This window comes from Sphingobacterium detergens (assembly GCF_003610355.1).
Taxonomy (GTDB): Bacteria; Bacteroidota; Bacteroidia; order Sphingobacteriales; family Sphingobacteriaceae; genus Sphingobacterium; species Sphingobacterium detergens.
Genome location: NZ_RAPY01000002.1, coordinates 200478 through 213954 on the forward strand (window position 1 = coordinate 200478; position 13477 = coordinate 213954).

The following is a 13477-nucleotide window of genomic DNA, read 5'->3' on the forward strand; positions in this document are numbered from 1 at the left end:
CTATCGGTCTTTTTGCAGGTGATTTTTTTCAAACTCGTGCGCCAGTTCAATCACTTTCCGGCACAAGTCAGCCAGTTCTGTCGTCTGTTTTTCCAGTTTAAAGAGGTAAGCCGATGCCTTTTTCTCGGAGAAATTGCGGTACAATATCTTCACGATTTGGTTATAGTTCACCCCAACCGCCCTGAACTGGCTGTAGAATTTGGTCAGCCTTGTATGAAAATCGACTGCATCCATATCAATCTTTACGGTCTTTATTGTCCGCTGAAAGATGCAGGCAGTAATAAAATGTGCCATTACGTTCATACCCGATTGCTCGAAAAGGGTCATGAACTGCGCATTTTCTGTGTCGTTCAGACTAATCGAATAGCGGTGGATAGCAGGGTCATTTTTGGGCTTGCGACCACCTTTGCTGATTTGATTTCTTTTATTGTCTTCCATATTATCATCCATTATAATTTACTATAAACCCCGACTTCGGAGGGTGTTTTCCGGCTCCATGCAATGGCAAGTAGTTTTTAGCTGCAGAAAGTATTTCAAGCAGCTAAAAACATAACTTGCTCTGTTCCGGTGAACAGAAAATCCGCCCTGTGGGACGGATTAAGTAATGCAGAAAAAGACGGCTTTGGGCCGTCCCATTTATTGCCTGTTACCTGAAATGATTTTTCCATTCACCTGTTGCATTAGTGCAATTACAAAATAAGCGCAGCTTTTCCAAAGCATAGCCATGCTGTACACAGCCAAACCCTGCCAATGAACGCCAAAACAGGACAGCATTATTAAGTCTGGTATTTATCTGCATTTCTTTGTACAGGCATCCTCAACCAACTGAATATGTATGTATGGACGTGGCTGCATAGCTACGCAGATACATAAGCAGTTGAGCGGATAAATAACGGGGTATGCGAATAGGTAAGCACGTACAGATTGAGGTAGGTAGTCATGCAGATAAGCAGTTAAAAATGCACAAAAGCACTTCCCTGCATGTCGATATACTTACAGGCATAAAAAAGGACGTATACATTTACAGAGATGCCCGCGTACGCAAGTCTGTACCTAAAAATATGTGCATGTGCCTTTGCGCCGACGCACCTAATTGAATCAGCAGCTATACAGATATAGCGATATATAAATAGATGAACAATTAAATACACTTAATCACATGGACATGAAGAAGCAACCTCTATTTGTCGCCTTTTCTTCCCAAAAGGGAGGTGTTGGCAAAAGCACATTTACCACGCTTGTCGCAAGTCTGCTCCATTACCGGCTCGGCTATAATGTAGCGGTATTCGACTGCGATTTTCCTCAGCATAGCCTCGTTCAGATGAGGACAAGGGATATGAACAGCATCATGGGTAATGAGGTGTACAAAAAACTGGCTCATAAACAGTTTACTGCCATTAACAAAAAAGCCTATCCCGTCATGCAGTACCGGGCAGACAGTGTTCTAGATAACGTGGAGCAATTTCTACAATCTTCACCTGTTCCTGTGGACGTGGTTTTCTTTGACCTACCAGGAACGGTCAATTCAGCAGGGATATTAAAGACGCTGGCAGGTATGCACCACATATTTACGCCTATAATTGCAGATCGCGTAGTAATGGAAAGCACTTTGATTTTTACACAGGTGTTGAACGATGTTGTACGTAAGCAGGGCGCAACATCCATCCAAAGCATCAACCTATTTTGGAACCAGGTTGATGGCCGGGAAAAATCCACACTTTACGGTGTTTATGAAAACTTAATCAATAGCTTGGGCATCCACCTCATGCGTACCCGTATCACGGATAGCAAACGTTTCCGCAAAGAGGGTGAAGCTGATGCGAAAACTGTATTCCGCTCCACTTTGCTCCCTGCCGATGAGCGGTTAATGAAAGCCTGCCGACTTGATCTGTTTATGGATGAGTTTTTAAGGACTGTGAAATTGTAAGCCCTATGGAAAAAGAAAATAAAAAGAACAGCAAGCCGGAGATAGACGAGGAATTTTTGATGAATATTATCGCAGATGGCGTAAAAAAGGATGGCTTAAATGTGCCGACCGAATCAACAAAAAAAATGGAACCAGAGAAAGAGCCGGATAAGCCTGTGAGCAGGGAAAGGAACCGTTCAAAGAAAGCCAGCGAAGCGGACTACGAAAAGCTGTTTTTCAAAAGAGCGGAAACCAACGCCCGTAACGGAAAATCAGTGTACATACGTCCTGATTTTCATGAACGGCTGACACGTATTGTGCAGGTGATCGGTGAAGATAAGATAACGATCTACGCCTATCTGGACAACCTGCTGGAATACCACTTTCAGGAGTTTGGCGAGGATATTACCAAAAGTTTTAATGATAAATATAAACCCATTTTATAAGTATAGCTATGGAAAAGAACAATCGCAAACAAATGGCTAAACGTAGCTACGGAAGCCAGTTTTTAAAAAAGCAAACGATAGAGCGCAGGAGTGATAAAGCAATCTACGTCCGGGAGGAATACCACGAAAGATTATCCCGCATCCTTAATATTATAGGCAATGGCAACATACCTCTATATGCCTATCTCGACAATATACTCAAACACCATTTTGAATTGTTTGGCGAGGATATAATCAAGGATTACGATAAAATGAATAAACCCCTTTTTTAGACATGGAAATTTTAATAGTTATCTGTTTGCTCATTGTTATAGTCTTGCTGGCAAAGGACAAAATCATCATTAAAAAGATTGCAAAGGGCCAGTCTCAACAACCTTTGGCGAATCCCGACTTACCGGAAATAATGGGACAACCCAAGCCCTTAGTGCGACACGTAGTGCCAACAAGTGCAACTAAACGCCAGAAAAATGAACAGGACGATATACCTGATAATTTTGAAGCAGAAACCGAGGAAAAAGGTTTTGAAAGGGAGATCCCGCATGAAGAATTGGATGAAGTTTTTGGTAGTGACGCTGATTTGGATTTCAGGGACGAGGAAGAAGAATGGAGAGAACAGGGTTTACCGGACAGCGACAATGGGTTTGCCACAGGGGTTACCTTTAGTGAACTAAGTACCGTAGGGGCATTGCTTCAGCAGGACGTGCTGCAATCTGCGTCACGCCAACAAGCGGTCGATATAGTTCAGAGAATACAGGGAACCGAATTGTTCAGTCTGCTCGAAAACTCAATTCCGGGGGCTTCACGAAAGATTGCAGCGTTATTGGATAAGAGCGTCCCCTCCAGAACGGATTTCAATTCTCCCGACTTACGGAAAAGTGATGTAGGTGATTTTGACATCGGGGAGTTTGTCTGAAAAGACAACTTCCCTTTGTTTTCGAAAGTGATTAAAGATTTATTCAATAGGGGATATATTTTCAAGTCGAAGTGCTGTTAATCTAGTTGTAGAAAAATAGCAGAACCTCCTTTAAAAAATCAGATAATTAATAATTTAAACAAAGCAGTTATGATTAAATCAAAGGATGATCCTAATTATGTTTTTGATGAATACAAGGGCTATACTATTGCCAGTCACAAAAACAATGTAGTTGAAGAAAGTATAGATAACCTCATTATTGTCTATCCTCCAAAAGAGTTTCCCAATCACGGGTTTATTGTCGGGCTTGATGATAGCAAACTATCTGGGCCCAAAAAAGCAATACCGCACAACATGGAAGATGCAAAGGCTTACATAGATTGGGTAGTTAAATTGGGTGAAGAGAGAGCTGGGAAGGTAAAGTCCGAAATACCCAAGCCGCAACCTCGAAGAGGGCGCAAAATGTAACAACATAATCAAATTCTTGGAACGTCAAAACAGTTTTGTTTTGACGTTTTTTTATGTGCTAAAACCAAGTTATAGCGCCACTCACTGCCAAGTAATTCCACCGAAAGACACATTCTGAAAGCGCCTTGATTTTCATGACACATTTGTTCCGAAACCCGCATGTAGCGGTAAATAGAAACAAAATAATTCAGAAAATCATGGTAAAAAAAAGAAAAAAAATCTTGCTGGCAAGTATTGCTCTACTGTCAGCATTTGGTGTGTTTGCACAGGGGAATGGCAATGCTGGTATCCAGGAAGCAACCCAAATGGTGACGGGGTATTTCGATCCGGCAACCAAATTAATTTATGCTATTGGTGCAGTGGTCGGTTTAATCGGAGGTGTAAAGGTCTACAACAAATTCAGCAGTGGCGACCCTGACACATCGAAAACGGCAGCGAGCTGGTTCGGTGCATGTATCTTCTTAATCGTTGCAGCAACCATCCTGCGTTCATTCTTCCTTTAATCCTCGGCCTTATGACTAATTACAACATCAATAAAGGCATTGGAAGAACCGTAGAGTTCAAAGGTTTGAAAGCGCAATACCTGTTCATCTTCGCAGGTGGTTTGCTCGGTGTGCTTATCCTCGTTATGGTAATGTACATGGCAGGCGCAAATTCCTATATATGCTTGTTTATCGGTGGCGGTGGTGCAGCGATCATCATCTGGAAAACATTCTCATTGAATGGCAGGTACGGCGAACACGGATTGATGAAGCTCGGTGCAAAGAAAAAGCATCCAAAATTTATAATCTGCCGTAAAGCTATACATCGCAGTTTAAGGTTCACCCCTAAATCCGATGTCATATGAGAAACACTGCAAAAGCCACAACGCTGGAAAGCAAGTTTCCATTATTGGCAGTGGAACACAACTGCATCATTTCAAAAGATGCGGACATTACTGCCTGCTTCCGGGTTCACCTGCCGGAATTATTTACCGTTGCATCGCCGGAGTACGATGCTATACATTCTGCATGGCATAAAGCAATAAAGACGCTACCGGATTATTCCATCATCCACAAACAGGATTGGTTTATAAAGGAAAGTTATGCACCTGATATTGCACAAGAGGGTTTGAGTTTTCTTGCAAAGTCCTATCAGCAGCATTTCAATGAGCGACCATTCTTAAACCATTATTGCTACCTCTTTTTAACGAAGACAACCAAAGAGCGTATGCGAATGCAAAGCAATTTTAGTTCGCTTTGCAAGGGCGTGCTTATCCCGAAAGAAGTAAGGGACAAAGAAACCGTACGACGATTTATGGAAGCTGTGGCGCAATTCGAGCGCATCATTAATGATTGCGGGTTTTTGAAACTGGAACGGTTGAGTGAAGATGACATCATCGGAACAGCCGACAAGCAGGGCTTGCTGGAACAGTATTTTACTCTGTCAAGGGAAGAAACAGCCATGCAGGACATTGCACTCGGTGCGGAAGATGTGCGCATAGGAAACAAAAGGCTGTGTCTGCACACGCTTTCGGACACAGGCGATTTGCCCGGAACGGTATCAGCAAATACGAGGTACGAAAAGTTATCCACGGATAGAAGCGATTGCCTTTTATCATTCGCCGCTCCGGTAGGACTGCTCCTTAGCTGCAACCATATTTACAATCAGTATTTGTTTTTGGATAACAGCGATGAGAACTTGCGAAAGTTTGAAAAGTCCGCACGTAATATGCACTCGCTGGCAAGGTACAGCAGGGCTAATCAGATTAATAAAGAATGGATTGAAAAGTACCTCAACGAAGCGCACAGCTTCGGTCTATCCTCCATCCGTGCGCACTTCAATGTAATGGCCTGGTCAGATGATGCAAACGAACTCAAACAGCTAAAGAACGATACAGGTAGTGCGCTGGCGTTAATGGAATGCAAGCCAAGACACAATACAGTTGATGTTGCCACGCTGTATTGGGCGGCGATACCGGGCAATGCGGGCGACTTTCCGGCAGAGGAAAGTTTCTACACGTTTATCGAACCTGCATTGTGCTTCTTCACCGAGGAAACTAATTACCAAAGTTCCCCATCACCTTTCGGTATCAAAATGGCAGACAGGCTCACAGGGAAGCCTATCCATTTGGATATATCCGATCTGCCAATGAAACGGGGCATCATCACAAACCGAAACAAATTTATTTTGGGTCCATCAGGTTCGGGGAAATCATTTTTCACTAACCACATGGTAAGACAATACTACGAACAGGGCGCACACGTCCTGCTCGTGGATACAGGTAATTCTTATCAGGGATTGTGCGAACTCATTAAGGGAAGGACCAAAGGCGAAGATGGTGTTTACTTCACCTATACAGAAGATAATCCCATTGCCTTTAACCCTTTTTACACCGACGATGGCGTATTTGATATTGAGAAAAGGGAAAGTATCAAAACGCTCATACTTACCCTTTGGAAACGTGATGATGAACCGCCGAAACGCTCGGAAGAAGTGGCATTATCCAATGCCGTGAGCGGGTATATCGAACGTATCAAACAGCTTGATCAACATCCATCTTTCAACGGCTTCTATGAGTATGTAAAGGGCGACTACAAAAAGGTGCTGGAAGAAAAGCAGGTTCGGGAGAAAGACTTTGACATCGCCAATTTCCTCAATGTATTGGAGCCATACTATAGTGGTGGGGAATACGATTATTTGCTCAATTCCGATAAGCAATTAGACCTGCTTTCCAAACGCTTCATAGTCTTTGAAATTGATGCGATAAAGGACCACAAGATACTGTTCCCAATAGTAACAATCATCATTATGGAAGTCTTTATTAACAAGATGCGTAGGCTTAAAGGTGTGCGTAAACTGATACTGATTGAAGAAGCGTGGAAGGCGATTGCAAAGGAGGGAATGGCAGAATACATTAAGTATTTATTCAAAACTGTTCGCAAATTCTTTGGGGAGGCGATAGTCGTAACCCAGGAAGTGGACGACATTATCCAATCGCCCATCGTGAAAGAAAGTATCATCAATAACAGCGATTGTAAAATCCTCTTAGATCAGCGCAAGTACATGAACAAGTTCGATGACATTCAGGCAATGCTCGGACTGACGGAAAAGGAAAAATCCCAAATTCTATCCATCAACATGAACAACGACCCGTCACGGCTTTACAAAGAAGTTTGGATTGGGCTTGGCGGTACGCATTCCGCAGTGTACGCCACAGAAGTTAGTGTTGAGGAATATTTAGCGTACACCACGGAGGAAACAGAAAAAATGGAAGTGATGCAGCTTGCCCACGAACTGGACGGCGATGTTGAGCAAGCCATTAAGCGCATAGCTATCCAAAGACGTGAAAAATCAAATAGTTATTAATCATTTAAAAATCAGAAACAATGAAAAAAACAATGTTACTGGTGCTTATGGCATATATGCTTGCGTTCGCACCCTCAGCAAAAGCCCAATGGGTTGTGACCGACCCTGCAAACCTTATCTCCGGAATACTCAATAGTGCAAACGAAATCATACAGACTTCTTCCACTGTGAGCAATGTGGTTAAGAATTTCAACGAGGTAAAAAAGGTCTATGACCAGGGTAAGGAATATTACGATAAACTAAAAGCTATCAACAACCTTGTCAAAGATGCCCGGAAAGTGCAGCAGACAGTTTTATTGGTGGGCGATGTGTCAGAAATGTATGTGAAGAATTTCGGCAAAATGATGAACGATCCAAATTTCTCCCCACAGGAACTTTCGGCTATCGCCAATGGTTATTCCACGCTTCTTAACGAAAGCACGGAATTGTTGAAAGAACTCAAACAGATCGTTACCTCAACAGGCCTATCCTTAAATGATAAGGAGCGCATGGACGTAATAGATAAAGTGTACAAAGAGGTAAAGGACTATCATAACCTTGTGCGCTACTATACCAACAAAAATATCTCTGTAAGCATTTTGAGGGCTAAGAAAAAGAATAATACCAAAAGAGTCTTGGAATTGTACGGAACGACTGAACAAAAATACTGGTAGTTATGGAATGGGATAACCTTCATGAAATGTTGCGCAGCCTATATGATCAAATGATGCCTTTGACGGCAGACATGGCTGCAATAGCGAAAGGAATCGCCGGACTTGGCGCACTGTTTTATGTTGCACTAAAGGTGTGGCAGGCGTTGAGCCGAGCAGAACCCATAGATGTATTTCCATTACTTCGTCCGTTTGCTATCGGACTTTGTATTATGTTTTTTCCAACATTGGTATTAGGTACTATCAATGCTGTAATGTCGCCAGTAGTGAAAGGCACACATGCTATGCTTGACGATCAGGTTATTGACTTGAACAAACTGCAAGAGCAGAAAGATCTGTTGGAGCGGGAAGCAATGCTCCGCAACCCCGAAACCGCTTACCTCGTTAGTGACGAGGAATTTGATAAAAAGTTGGAAGAATTGGGATGGTCACCTTCCGACCTGGTAACGATGAGCGGAATGTATATGGAACGGGGAATGTATGATTTGAAAAAAAGTATCCGGGATTGGTTTCGAGAGTTATTGGAAGTTCTTTTCCAGGCCGCGGCACTGGTCATTGATACGATTCGAACCTTCTTTCTTATTGTACTATCCATATTAGGGCCAATAGCATTTGCAATAAGTGTATGGGACGGTTTTCAATCAACACTTACCGGATGGTTAACGCGATATATCAGTGTTTACCTGTGGCTACCAATATCAGATATGTTCAGTTCAATACTAGCGAAAATTCAATCTCTAATACTGGAGCGAGATATAGAAATGCTAGCCGATCCAACTTACATTCCTGATACCTCCAATACAGTATATATCATTTTTATGCTCATCGGCATAGTGGGGTATTTCACTATTCCTACTGTAGCAGGTTGGGTTATCCAGGCCGGCGGAGCCGGAAACTTCATGAAAAACGTGAATACTACAGCGTCTAAAACCGGGAACCTTGCCGGAGCCGGGACGGGAGCCGCAGTAGGTAATATAGGTGGCAGATTATTGAACAAAAATTAACCCAATATGGAATTTAAAACATTAAGAAACATTGAAAATAGTTTTAAACAGATTAGACTGTACGCTATTGTATTTGCAATACTCTGTTTCGGAGTGGTAGGATATGCCTTATGGCAGTCCTACCACTTTGCCGAGATTCAGCGCCAAAAGATATATGTACTGGATAATGGCAAATCGTTAATGCTGGCTTTATCACAGGATGCTACCATTAATCGACCAGTAGAAGCTCGTGAGCATGTAAGGCGTTTTCACGAATTGTTTTTTACCCTGGCACCGGATAAGAATGCCATCGAAAGCAATATGAAGCGGGCTTTTAATCTCGCTGACAAATCAGCTTTTGATTACTACAAAGATCTTTCGGAAAAGGGGTATTACAACCGTATTATTTCTGGAAATGTACAGCAGCGTATCGAAGTGGATAGTGTGGTTTGCAATTTCGATATCTATCCTTATTCAGTGCGTGCTTATGCGAAACAGTTCATCATCCGTTCGAGCAACCTAACCAAGCGCAGCCTTGTAACATCTTGTAATCTAGTTAACTCTGTTCGGTCAGATAATAATCCGCAGGGATTTAATATCGAAAAATTTGCCGTGCTAGAAAACAAGGATTTGGAGGTAGTTGAACGTTAAAATCAAATTTATGGAAGCATTATCAAATTTAAACACATTCGCTAAAATTCTCACTGAGAAGGGGTATACTGGTGATTTTCATACGCAGGGTGCGTATCCTGGAAAGCTAAAAGACAGTATAACGAACTACTTGGAAAACTGTCGTAGCGGCAATGTGACACATGCTAAACCCTTACTGGTAATCTCCGGCTTATTGCTATGGAATGGAGGAGGTAAAGCTCATGTGGAGTGTAATTTATGGGTTAAGTATCTAAATGGGAAGTTCTTTCTTAACAAAATGGAAATTAAAAGAAAGAACAGGTTCGGAAAGTTGCTAAAGCAATCTGACCTTGTTAACCTCTCAGTGATCACGGCACCCCATGTAAATAAAGCAATTGCTATGGTAAGTGATAAAAAAAAGAAAAAGGTGGTTGCAAAAAGGGGTATTTCAGGTTCAAAAAATTCAAAACAGCTCGTGTATGAAAAGGTTAAGCACAAAAATTAGTAAGTGGTTTGATCTGCTCGATGAGCAGTGGCGGGACTTGCCTATAAAGAAACAGCGGCACTATACCCTTGGACTTCTTGCTGTCTATGTGTTGTTGTCAATAATCGTGATCGCAAAAGTATGCTATGATGTTGGCAGAAGCGATAGTAAGCTAACAATAGAGCATATTGAAAATCCTCTTATCAAACAAAAGAAAATCCCGGTTTCAATCCAGGACAGTATTTCAAAAATCCTAAAAAAATAAGATTATGAAAGATAATGAAAAAAAAAGAGTAAGTATCCTGGTCGAAGATGGAGACTTGAATAACGAACAGGATGTCCCGAAGGACGTATCATTAAATAAAAAGGAAAAGCTAAAAAAGCCAATTATCATTTTTCTTATGACGGTCGTATTCCTGGGCTGTTTATACTTAATCTTTAAACCATCCTCTGACAAGAAAGAAGTTGCGGATCTTGGTCTGAATGATGCGGTGCCACAGGCAACGGAAGGAGGTTTGCAGTCGGACAAACAAAAAGCGTATGAGCAAGAGATGTTCGATCAGAAAATGGAAGAAAAGCGTAATGGGCTAACTTCTCTTTCTGATTACTGGAACGAAGACAGTACCATAAACAAGAAAGCAGTGGAACCGAATGATGAATATTCCAATGGCTTCGGAGGCAATTCACATGGAAATGGTAGTCCTGCGCTAAACAGTTACCGCAATGCTCAAAATACATTAAGCTCGTTTTACGACAACAGTGATTATGAGACACAGGAGTTGCGCAGACAAGTTGATGACCTGAAAGAAAAGTTGGCTGCTAAGGATGTTCCGCCTGCGGCTACAGTAGATGATCAAATGGCTTTGATGGAGAAATCTTACCAAATGGCGGCAAAATACCTACCTTCCACCACTGCCCCACAAACGGTTAAGATAGATACAGTAGTTCCTGCAAAGAATGTTACACAAAAGGAAAATACTGTAAACATTACACCAATAAGGAGAGATGTTGTTTCTGCTCTTTATCGTGAGCCAACCGATAGTGCTTTACTGGCAACCTGGAATGAAACCAGGAACAGAGGATTTTATACAGCAGGAACTAGTGAGCAAATACAGCAACCTAAAAACAGCATCAGAGCGGTTATACAGGATACAAAGGCTGTAACAGATGAAAGCGGAGTACGATTACGTTTGCTTGAAGCCGCGAAATTGCCAAACTTCACCATTTCAGCAGGAACCGTTTTAACGGCTAATGCAAAATTTCAAAATGGCAGATTACAGCTAAAGGTATCTTCCATCGAATTTGAAGGTATTATTAGTCCTGTTGATATAACGGTGTATGATTTGGATGGACAACAAGGACTTTTCGTGCCTTATTCAGCCGAAGTAAATGCCTTAACTGAAATCGCATCTAACATGAGCCAAACTTCCGGGACATCCATTATGATGACCCGCTCTGCAGGACAGCAGGTAGCTGGAGATCTTTCCCGTGGTGTGGTACAAGGTATATCTGGTTACTTCTCCAAAAAATTAAGAACTCCCAAAGTGACTGTCAAGGCAGGTCATCAATTATTCCTTGTTTCTAAAAAATAATATTCAGCATAATAAAACAAAAATAAGATGAAAGCAATATTTAAAAGTTTATTGGCATTGGCTTGTTTAATATCCTTTTGCTCTAATGCTAAGGCACAGCAAAATGCATCTAATACAAGCAAGTTGACTATGGGTAAAGTGGAACCATACGAAATGCAGATAACATACAACAAAACCACGCACCTAATATTCCCTTCCGCTATTCGTTATGTAGACTTGGGCAGTGATTACCTGATCGCAGGAAAGGCGGATGATGCAGAAAATGTGCTTCGCATTAAAGCAGCGGTTAAGGATTTTATTGAAGAGACCAATTTTTCGGTTATTACAGAAGATGGTCGGTTCTATAATTTTAATGTTTTTTACAATCCTTATCCTTCCACTCTGAATTACGATTTGCTGACCATGCAAAAAGCATCTGATAGAGAAAGTGGCAATGATGTACTCTTTGAAGAATTGGGTAATAATAAACCTTCGTTGGCGGGATTGCTTATGGAGACAATTTACAAAAATGATAAGCGAATCATAAAGCATATTGCTTCTAAAAGCTATGGAATTCAATATTTGCTAAAAGGGATTTATATACAAAACGGAAAATTCTATTTCCATACAGAGATGCGTAATAAAAGCAATGTTCCATTTAAGATCGACTTTGTGAATTTTAAAATAGTAGATAAGAAAGTGGCAAAGCGTACAGTTGTGCAGGAAAAGCCCTTGACGCCACTGCGCATGTATAAGCCACTCGCGGAAATTGAGGGGAATACAGCCGACCAAAATGTGTTTCTGCTTGACCAATTCACGATTACAGATGATAAAGTGCTAGTGATCGAAATCTTTGAGAAGAACGGTGGCAGACAACAAGTGTTGGAAATACAAAATTCTGACCTTGTTCATGCAAGGCAGGTAAACGATATGCATCTAAAAATTCACTAACTAAAAAAACGAAAAATGAGTAAATACATTTTTGCTTTAATAATTGCCATTTTAAGCCTATCGACAACACAGGCACAAAGAATGACACCTGGCCAGAAAGGGGTGGAGGTAAATACCGGTATGCTTTCCCGTGAGGTAAAGGATAATTACTTCCTGAATTTGACCATGATAGTAAATGGCAGGAACGGTAACTATTGGATATGGGGAGCAGAATATACCCATCAATTTGACGATTACAAGACTGTACAGATACCGCTTGAAACGTATACCGGAGAAGTGGGATATAGTCTTCAGCTTTTGGGTGATGTAAGAAAGATAATAACGCTAAATGCGGGCCTTACAGCCGTTGCCGGGTATGAAACCATTAACCGGAGTGAAACAATGCTGTATGACGGTTCTAAAATCCTCGACAAAGACAACTTTGTTTATGGAGCAGGAGGGAGGTTAACTTTTGAAACCTATTTGTCCGATAGGTTTGTGTTAATTCTGCAAGGTCGTACTAAAGTATTATGGGGAACCGATCTGAAACAGTTTCGCCCTTCTGCGGGAGCCGGTTTAAGGTTTAATTTTTAAAAAAGAACAACAATGAAACGATTAATAAATAAAAGCAAATTTTTGTGTCTGCTTGTCTTGGCCTTAGCCGGTGTAGCTATGTTATGGTCTTGTAATAAAGACAAATTGGAGATACAACAAAATTATCCGTTTGAGGTAAAGGTGATGCCTGTTCCTGGAGAGGTTGTCAGTGGACAGACAGTTGAGATCAGGATTGCGATTCAACCATCTGGAAACTATAAGGATGCCAAGTATTTTATCCGTTATTTCCAGTTCGATGGACGAGGTTCATTGCGGTATTATAGCGAACCGCCATATTTGCCCAATGACTTGTATCATCTACCTCAAACTCAATTTCGGCTATATTACACCTCGCAATCCAGTGTATCCCAGTCTTTCGACATTTGGGTCAGTGACAATTTCGGAAATGAACAACAAGTGAGTTTTCAATTTAATAGTAGTGATTAAAAGTGAAAAAGCCTGCCTTTTGAGGCAGGCTTTTCCTTTACCTCCTTTGCATTTTTTAGTATTTTCGTTTCCTGTTGGAAGGGATAATTTTTGTAAATTCATAGAAT

At 41.4% G+C, this 13477-nt stretch carries 18 protein-coding genes; 17 read left to right on the forward strand and 1 reads right to left on the reverse strand.

From position 1 onward, the window contains the following. The gene (gene mobA / locus DFQ12_RS12840) at positions 1–438 is read right to left on the reverse strand and encodes a conjugal transfer protein MobA (protein WP_120260002.1); all 438 of its coding nucleotides are present in this window, start codon (positions 436–438) and stop codon (positions 1–3) included. A gap of 727 nt (positions 439–1165) precedes the next feature. Between mobA and DFQ12_RS12845 the strand changes: the two genes are divergently transcribed. The 17 genes from DFQ12_RS12845 (at position 1166) to DFQ12_RS12925 (ending at position 13370) form a co-directional block, all read left to right on the forward strand. Next, positions 1166–1927, forward strand: a complete 762-nt coding sequence (locus tag DFQ12_RS12845; RefSeq protein ID WP_425275594.1) for a ParA family protein — start codon at positions 1166–1168, stop codon at positions 1925–1927. A gap of 5 nt (positions 1928–1932) precedes the next feature. Then, positions 1933–2352: a DUF3408 domain-containing protein gene (locus DFQ12_RS12850; protein ID WP_120259469.1), complete on the forward strand. Its 420-nt coding sequence runs from the start codon at positions 1933–1935 to the stop codon at positions 2350–2352. Between the two features lie 8 nt (positions 2353–2360). Further along, the gene (locus tag DFQ12_RS12855; RefSeq protein ID WP_120259470.1) at positions 2361–2624 is read left to right on the forward strand and encodes a DUF3408 domain-containing protein; all 264 of its coding nucleotides are present in this window, start codon (positions 2361–2363) and stop codon (positions 2622–2624) included. Positions 2625–2650: 26 nt separating this feature from the next. After that, complete coding sequence (locus DFQ12_RS12860; protein ID WP_341867861.1) at positions 2651–3265, forward strand: conjugal transfer protein TraD; 615 nt, start codon at positions 2651–2653, stop codon at positions 3263–3265. A 150-nt stretch (positions 3266–3415) separates the two neighbouring features. Beyond that, on the forward strand, positions 3416–3733 hold the full coding sequence (locus DFQ12_RS12865) for a hypothetical protein (RefSeq protein ID WP_120259472.1): 318 nt from the start codon (positions 3416–3418) through the stop codon (positions 3731–3733). Between the two features lie 197 nt (positions 3734–3930). Then, positions 3931–4236, forward strand: coding sequence for a DUF4134 domain-containing protein (locus tag DFQ12_RS12870; RefSeq protein ID WP_120260003.1), 306 nt, complete (start codon positions 3931–3933; stop codon positions 4234–4236). Between the two features lie 11 nt (positions 4237–4247). Next, the gene (locus DFQ12_RS12875; RefSeq protein ID WP_120259473.1) at positions 4248–4580 is read left to right on the forward strand and encodes a DUF4133 domain-containing protein; all 333 of its coding nucleotides are present in this window, start codon (positions 4248–4250) and stop codon (positions 4578–4580) included. Then, positions 4577–7081, forward strand: coding sequence for a TraG family conjugative transposon ATPase (locus tag DFQ12_RS12880; RefSeq protein WP_120259474.1), 2505 nt, complete (start codon positions 4577–4579; stop codon positions 7079–7081). Before DFQ12_RS12875 ends, DFQ12_RS12880 begins: the two co-directional genes overlap by 4 nt. Before the next feature lie 20 nt (positions 7082–7101). Beyond that, positions 7102–7734, forward strand: a complete 633-nt coding sequence (locus DFQ12_RS12885) for a DUF4141 domain-containing protein (RefSeq protein WP_120259475.1) — start codon at positions 7102–7104, stop codon at positions 7732–7734. A gap of 2 nt (positions 7735–7736) precedes the next feature. Further along, on the forward strand, positions 7737–8735 hold the full coding sequence (gene traJ / locus DFQ12_RS12890) for a conjugative transposon protein TraJ (RefSeq protein WP_120259476.1): 999 nt from the start codon (positions 7737–7739) through the stop codon (positions 8733–8735). Positions 8736–8741: 6 nt separating this feature from the next. Beyond that, on the forward strand, positions 8742–9365 hold the full coding sequence (gene traK / locus DFQ12_RS12895) for a conjugative transposon protein TraK (RefSeq protein WP_120259477.1): 624 nt from the start codon (positions 8742–8744) through the stop codon (positions 9363–9365). Between the two features lie 10 nt (positions 9366–9375). Further along, positions 9376–9849 carry a hypothetical protein gene (locus tag DFQ12_RS12900; RefSeq protein ID WP_244211737.1) on the forward strand — a complete coding sequence of 158 codons (474 nt, stop codon included), beginning with the start codon at positions 9376–9378 and terminating at the stop codon, positions 9847–9849. Continuing rightward, complete coding sequence (locus DFQ12_RS12905; protein ID WP_120259478.1) at positions 9824–10093, forward strand: nitrogen regulatory IIA protein; 270 nt, start codon at positions 9824–9826, stop codon at positions 10091–10093. Before DFQ12_RS12900 ends, DFQ12_RS12905 begins: the two co-directional genes overlap by 26 nt. A gap of 4 nt (positions 10094–10097) precedes the next feature. After that, positions 10098–11420 (forward strand): conjugative transposon protein TraM, encoded by a 1323-nt coding sequence (gene traM / locus DFQ12_RS12910; RefSeq protein ID WP_120259479.1) that lies wholly within the window; start codon positions 10098–10100, stop codon positions 11418–11420. A 27-nt stretch (positions 11421–11447) separates the two neighbouring features. Next, positions 11448–12350, forward strand: a complete 903-nt coding sequence (gene traN / locus DFQ12_RS12915; protein WP_120259480.1) for a conjugative transposon protein TraN — start codon at positions 11448–11450, stop codon at positions 12348–12350. A gap of 15 nt (positions 12351–12365) precedes the next feature. Then, complete coding sequence (locus tag DFQ12_RS12920; RefSeq protein ID WP_120259481.1) at positions 12366–12923, forward strand: conjugal transfer protein TraO; 558 nt, start codon at positions 12366–12368, stop codon at positions 12921–12923. A 12-nt stretch (positions 12924–12935) separates the two neighbouring features. Beyond that, on the forward strand, positions 12936–13370 hold the full coding sequence (locus tag DFQ12_RS12925; protein ID WP_120259482.1) for a DUF3872 domain-containing protein: 435 nt from the start codon (positions 12936–12938) through the stop codon (positions 13368–13370). Positions 13371–13477 lie beyond the last annotated feature (107 nt).

Bases quoted from the DNA above. Each gene is read 5' to 3' on its own strand.
- mobA (WP_120260002.1), bottom strand. From the start codon at position 438: ATGGAAGACAATAAAAGAAATCAAATCAGCAAAGGTGGTCGCAAGCCC.
- DFQ12_RS12845 (WP_425275594.1), top strand. From the start codon at position 1,166: ATGAAGAAGCAACCTCTATTTGTCGCCTTTTCTTCCCAAAAGGGAGGT.
- DFQ12_RS12850 (WP_120259469.1), top strand. From the start codon at position 1,933: ATGGAAAAAGAAAATAAAAAGAACAGCAAGCCGGAGATAGACGAGGAA.
- DFQ12_RS12855 (WP_120259470.1), top strand. From the start codon at position 2,361: ATGGAAAAGAACAATCGCAAACAAATGGCTAAACGTAGCTACGGAAGC.
- DFQ12_RS12865 (WP_120259472.1), top strand. From the start codon at position 3,416: ATGATTAAATCAAAGGATGATCCTAATTATGTTTTTGATGAATACAAG.
- DFQ12_RS12870 (WP_120260003.1), top strand. From the start codon at position 3,931: ATGGTAAAAAAAAGAAAAAAAATCTTGCTGGCAAGTATTGCTCTACTG.
- DFQ12_RS12875 (WP_120259473.1), top strand. From the start codon at position 4,248: ATGACTAATTACAACATCAATAAAGGCATTGGAAGAACCGTAGAGTTC.
- DFQ12_RS12880 (WP_120259474.1), top strand. From the start codon at position 4,577: ATGAGAAACACTGCAAAAGCCACAACGCTGGAAAGCAAGTTTCCATTA.
- DFQ12_RS12885 (WP_120259475.1), top strand. From the start codon at position 7,102: ATGAAAAAAACAATGTTACTGGTGCTTATGGCATATATGCTTGCGTTC.
- traJ (WP_120259476.1), top strand. From the start codon at position 7,737: ATGGAATGGGATAACCTTCATGAAATGTTGCGCAGCCTATATGATCAA.
- traK (WP_120259477.1), top strand. From the start codon at position 8,742: ATGGAATTTAAAACATTAAGAAACATTGAAAATAGTTTTAAACAGATT.
- DFQ12_RS12900 (WP_244211737.1), top strand. From the start codon at position 9,376: ATGGAAGCATTATCAAATTTAAACACATTCGCTAAAATTCTCACTGAG.
- DFQ12_RS12905 (WP_120259478.1), top strand. From the start codon at position 9,824: ATGAAAAGGTTAAGCACAAAAATTAGTAAGTGGTTTGATCTGCTCGAT.
- traM (WP_120259479.1), top strand. From the start codon at position 10,098: ATGAAAGATAATGAAAAAAAAAGAGTAAGTATCCTGGTCGAAGATGGA.
- traN (WP_120259480.1), top strand. From the start codon at position 11,448: ATGAAAGCAATATTTAAAAGTTTATTGGCATTGGCTTGTTTAATATCC.
- DFQ12_RS12920 (WP_120259481.1), top strand. From the start codon at position 12,366: ATGAGTAAATACATTTTTGCTTTAATAATTGCCATTTTAAGCCTATCG.
- DFQ12_RS12925 (WP_120259482.1), top strand. From the start codon at position 12,936: ATGAAACGATTAATAAATAAAAGCAAATTTTTGTGTCTGCTTGTCTTG.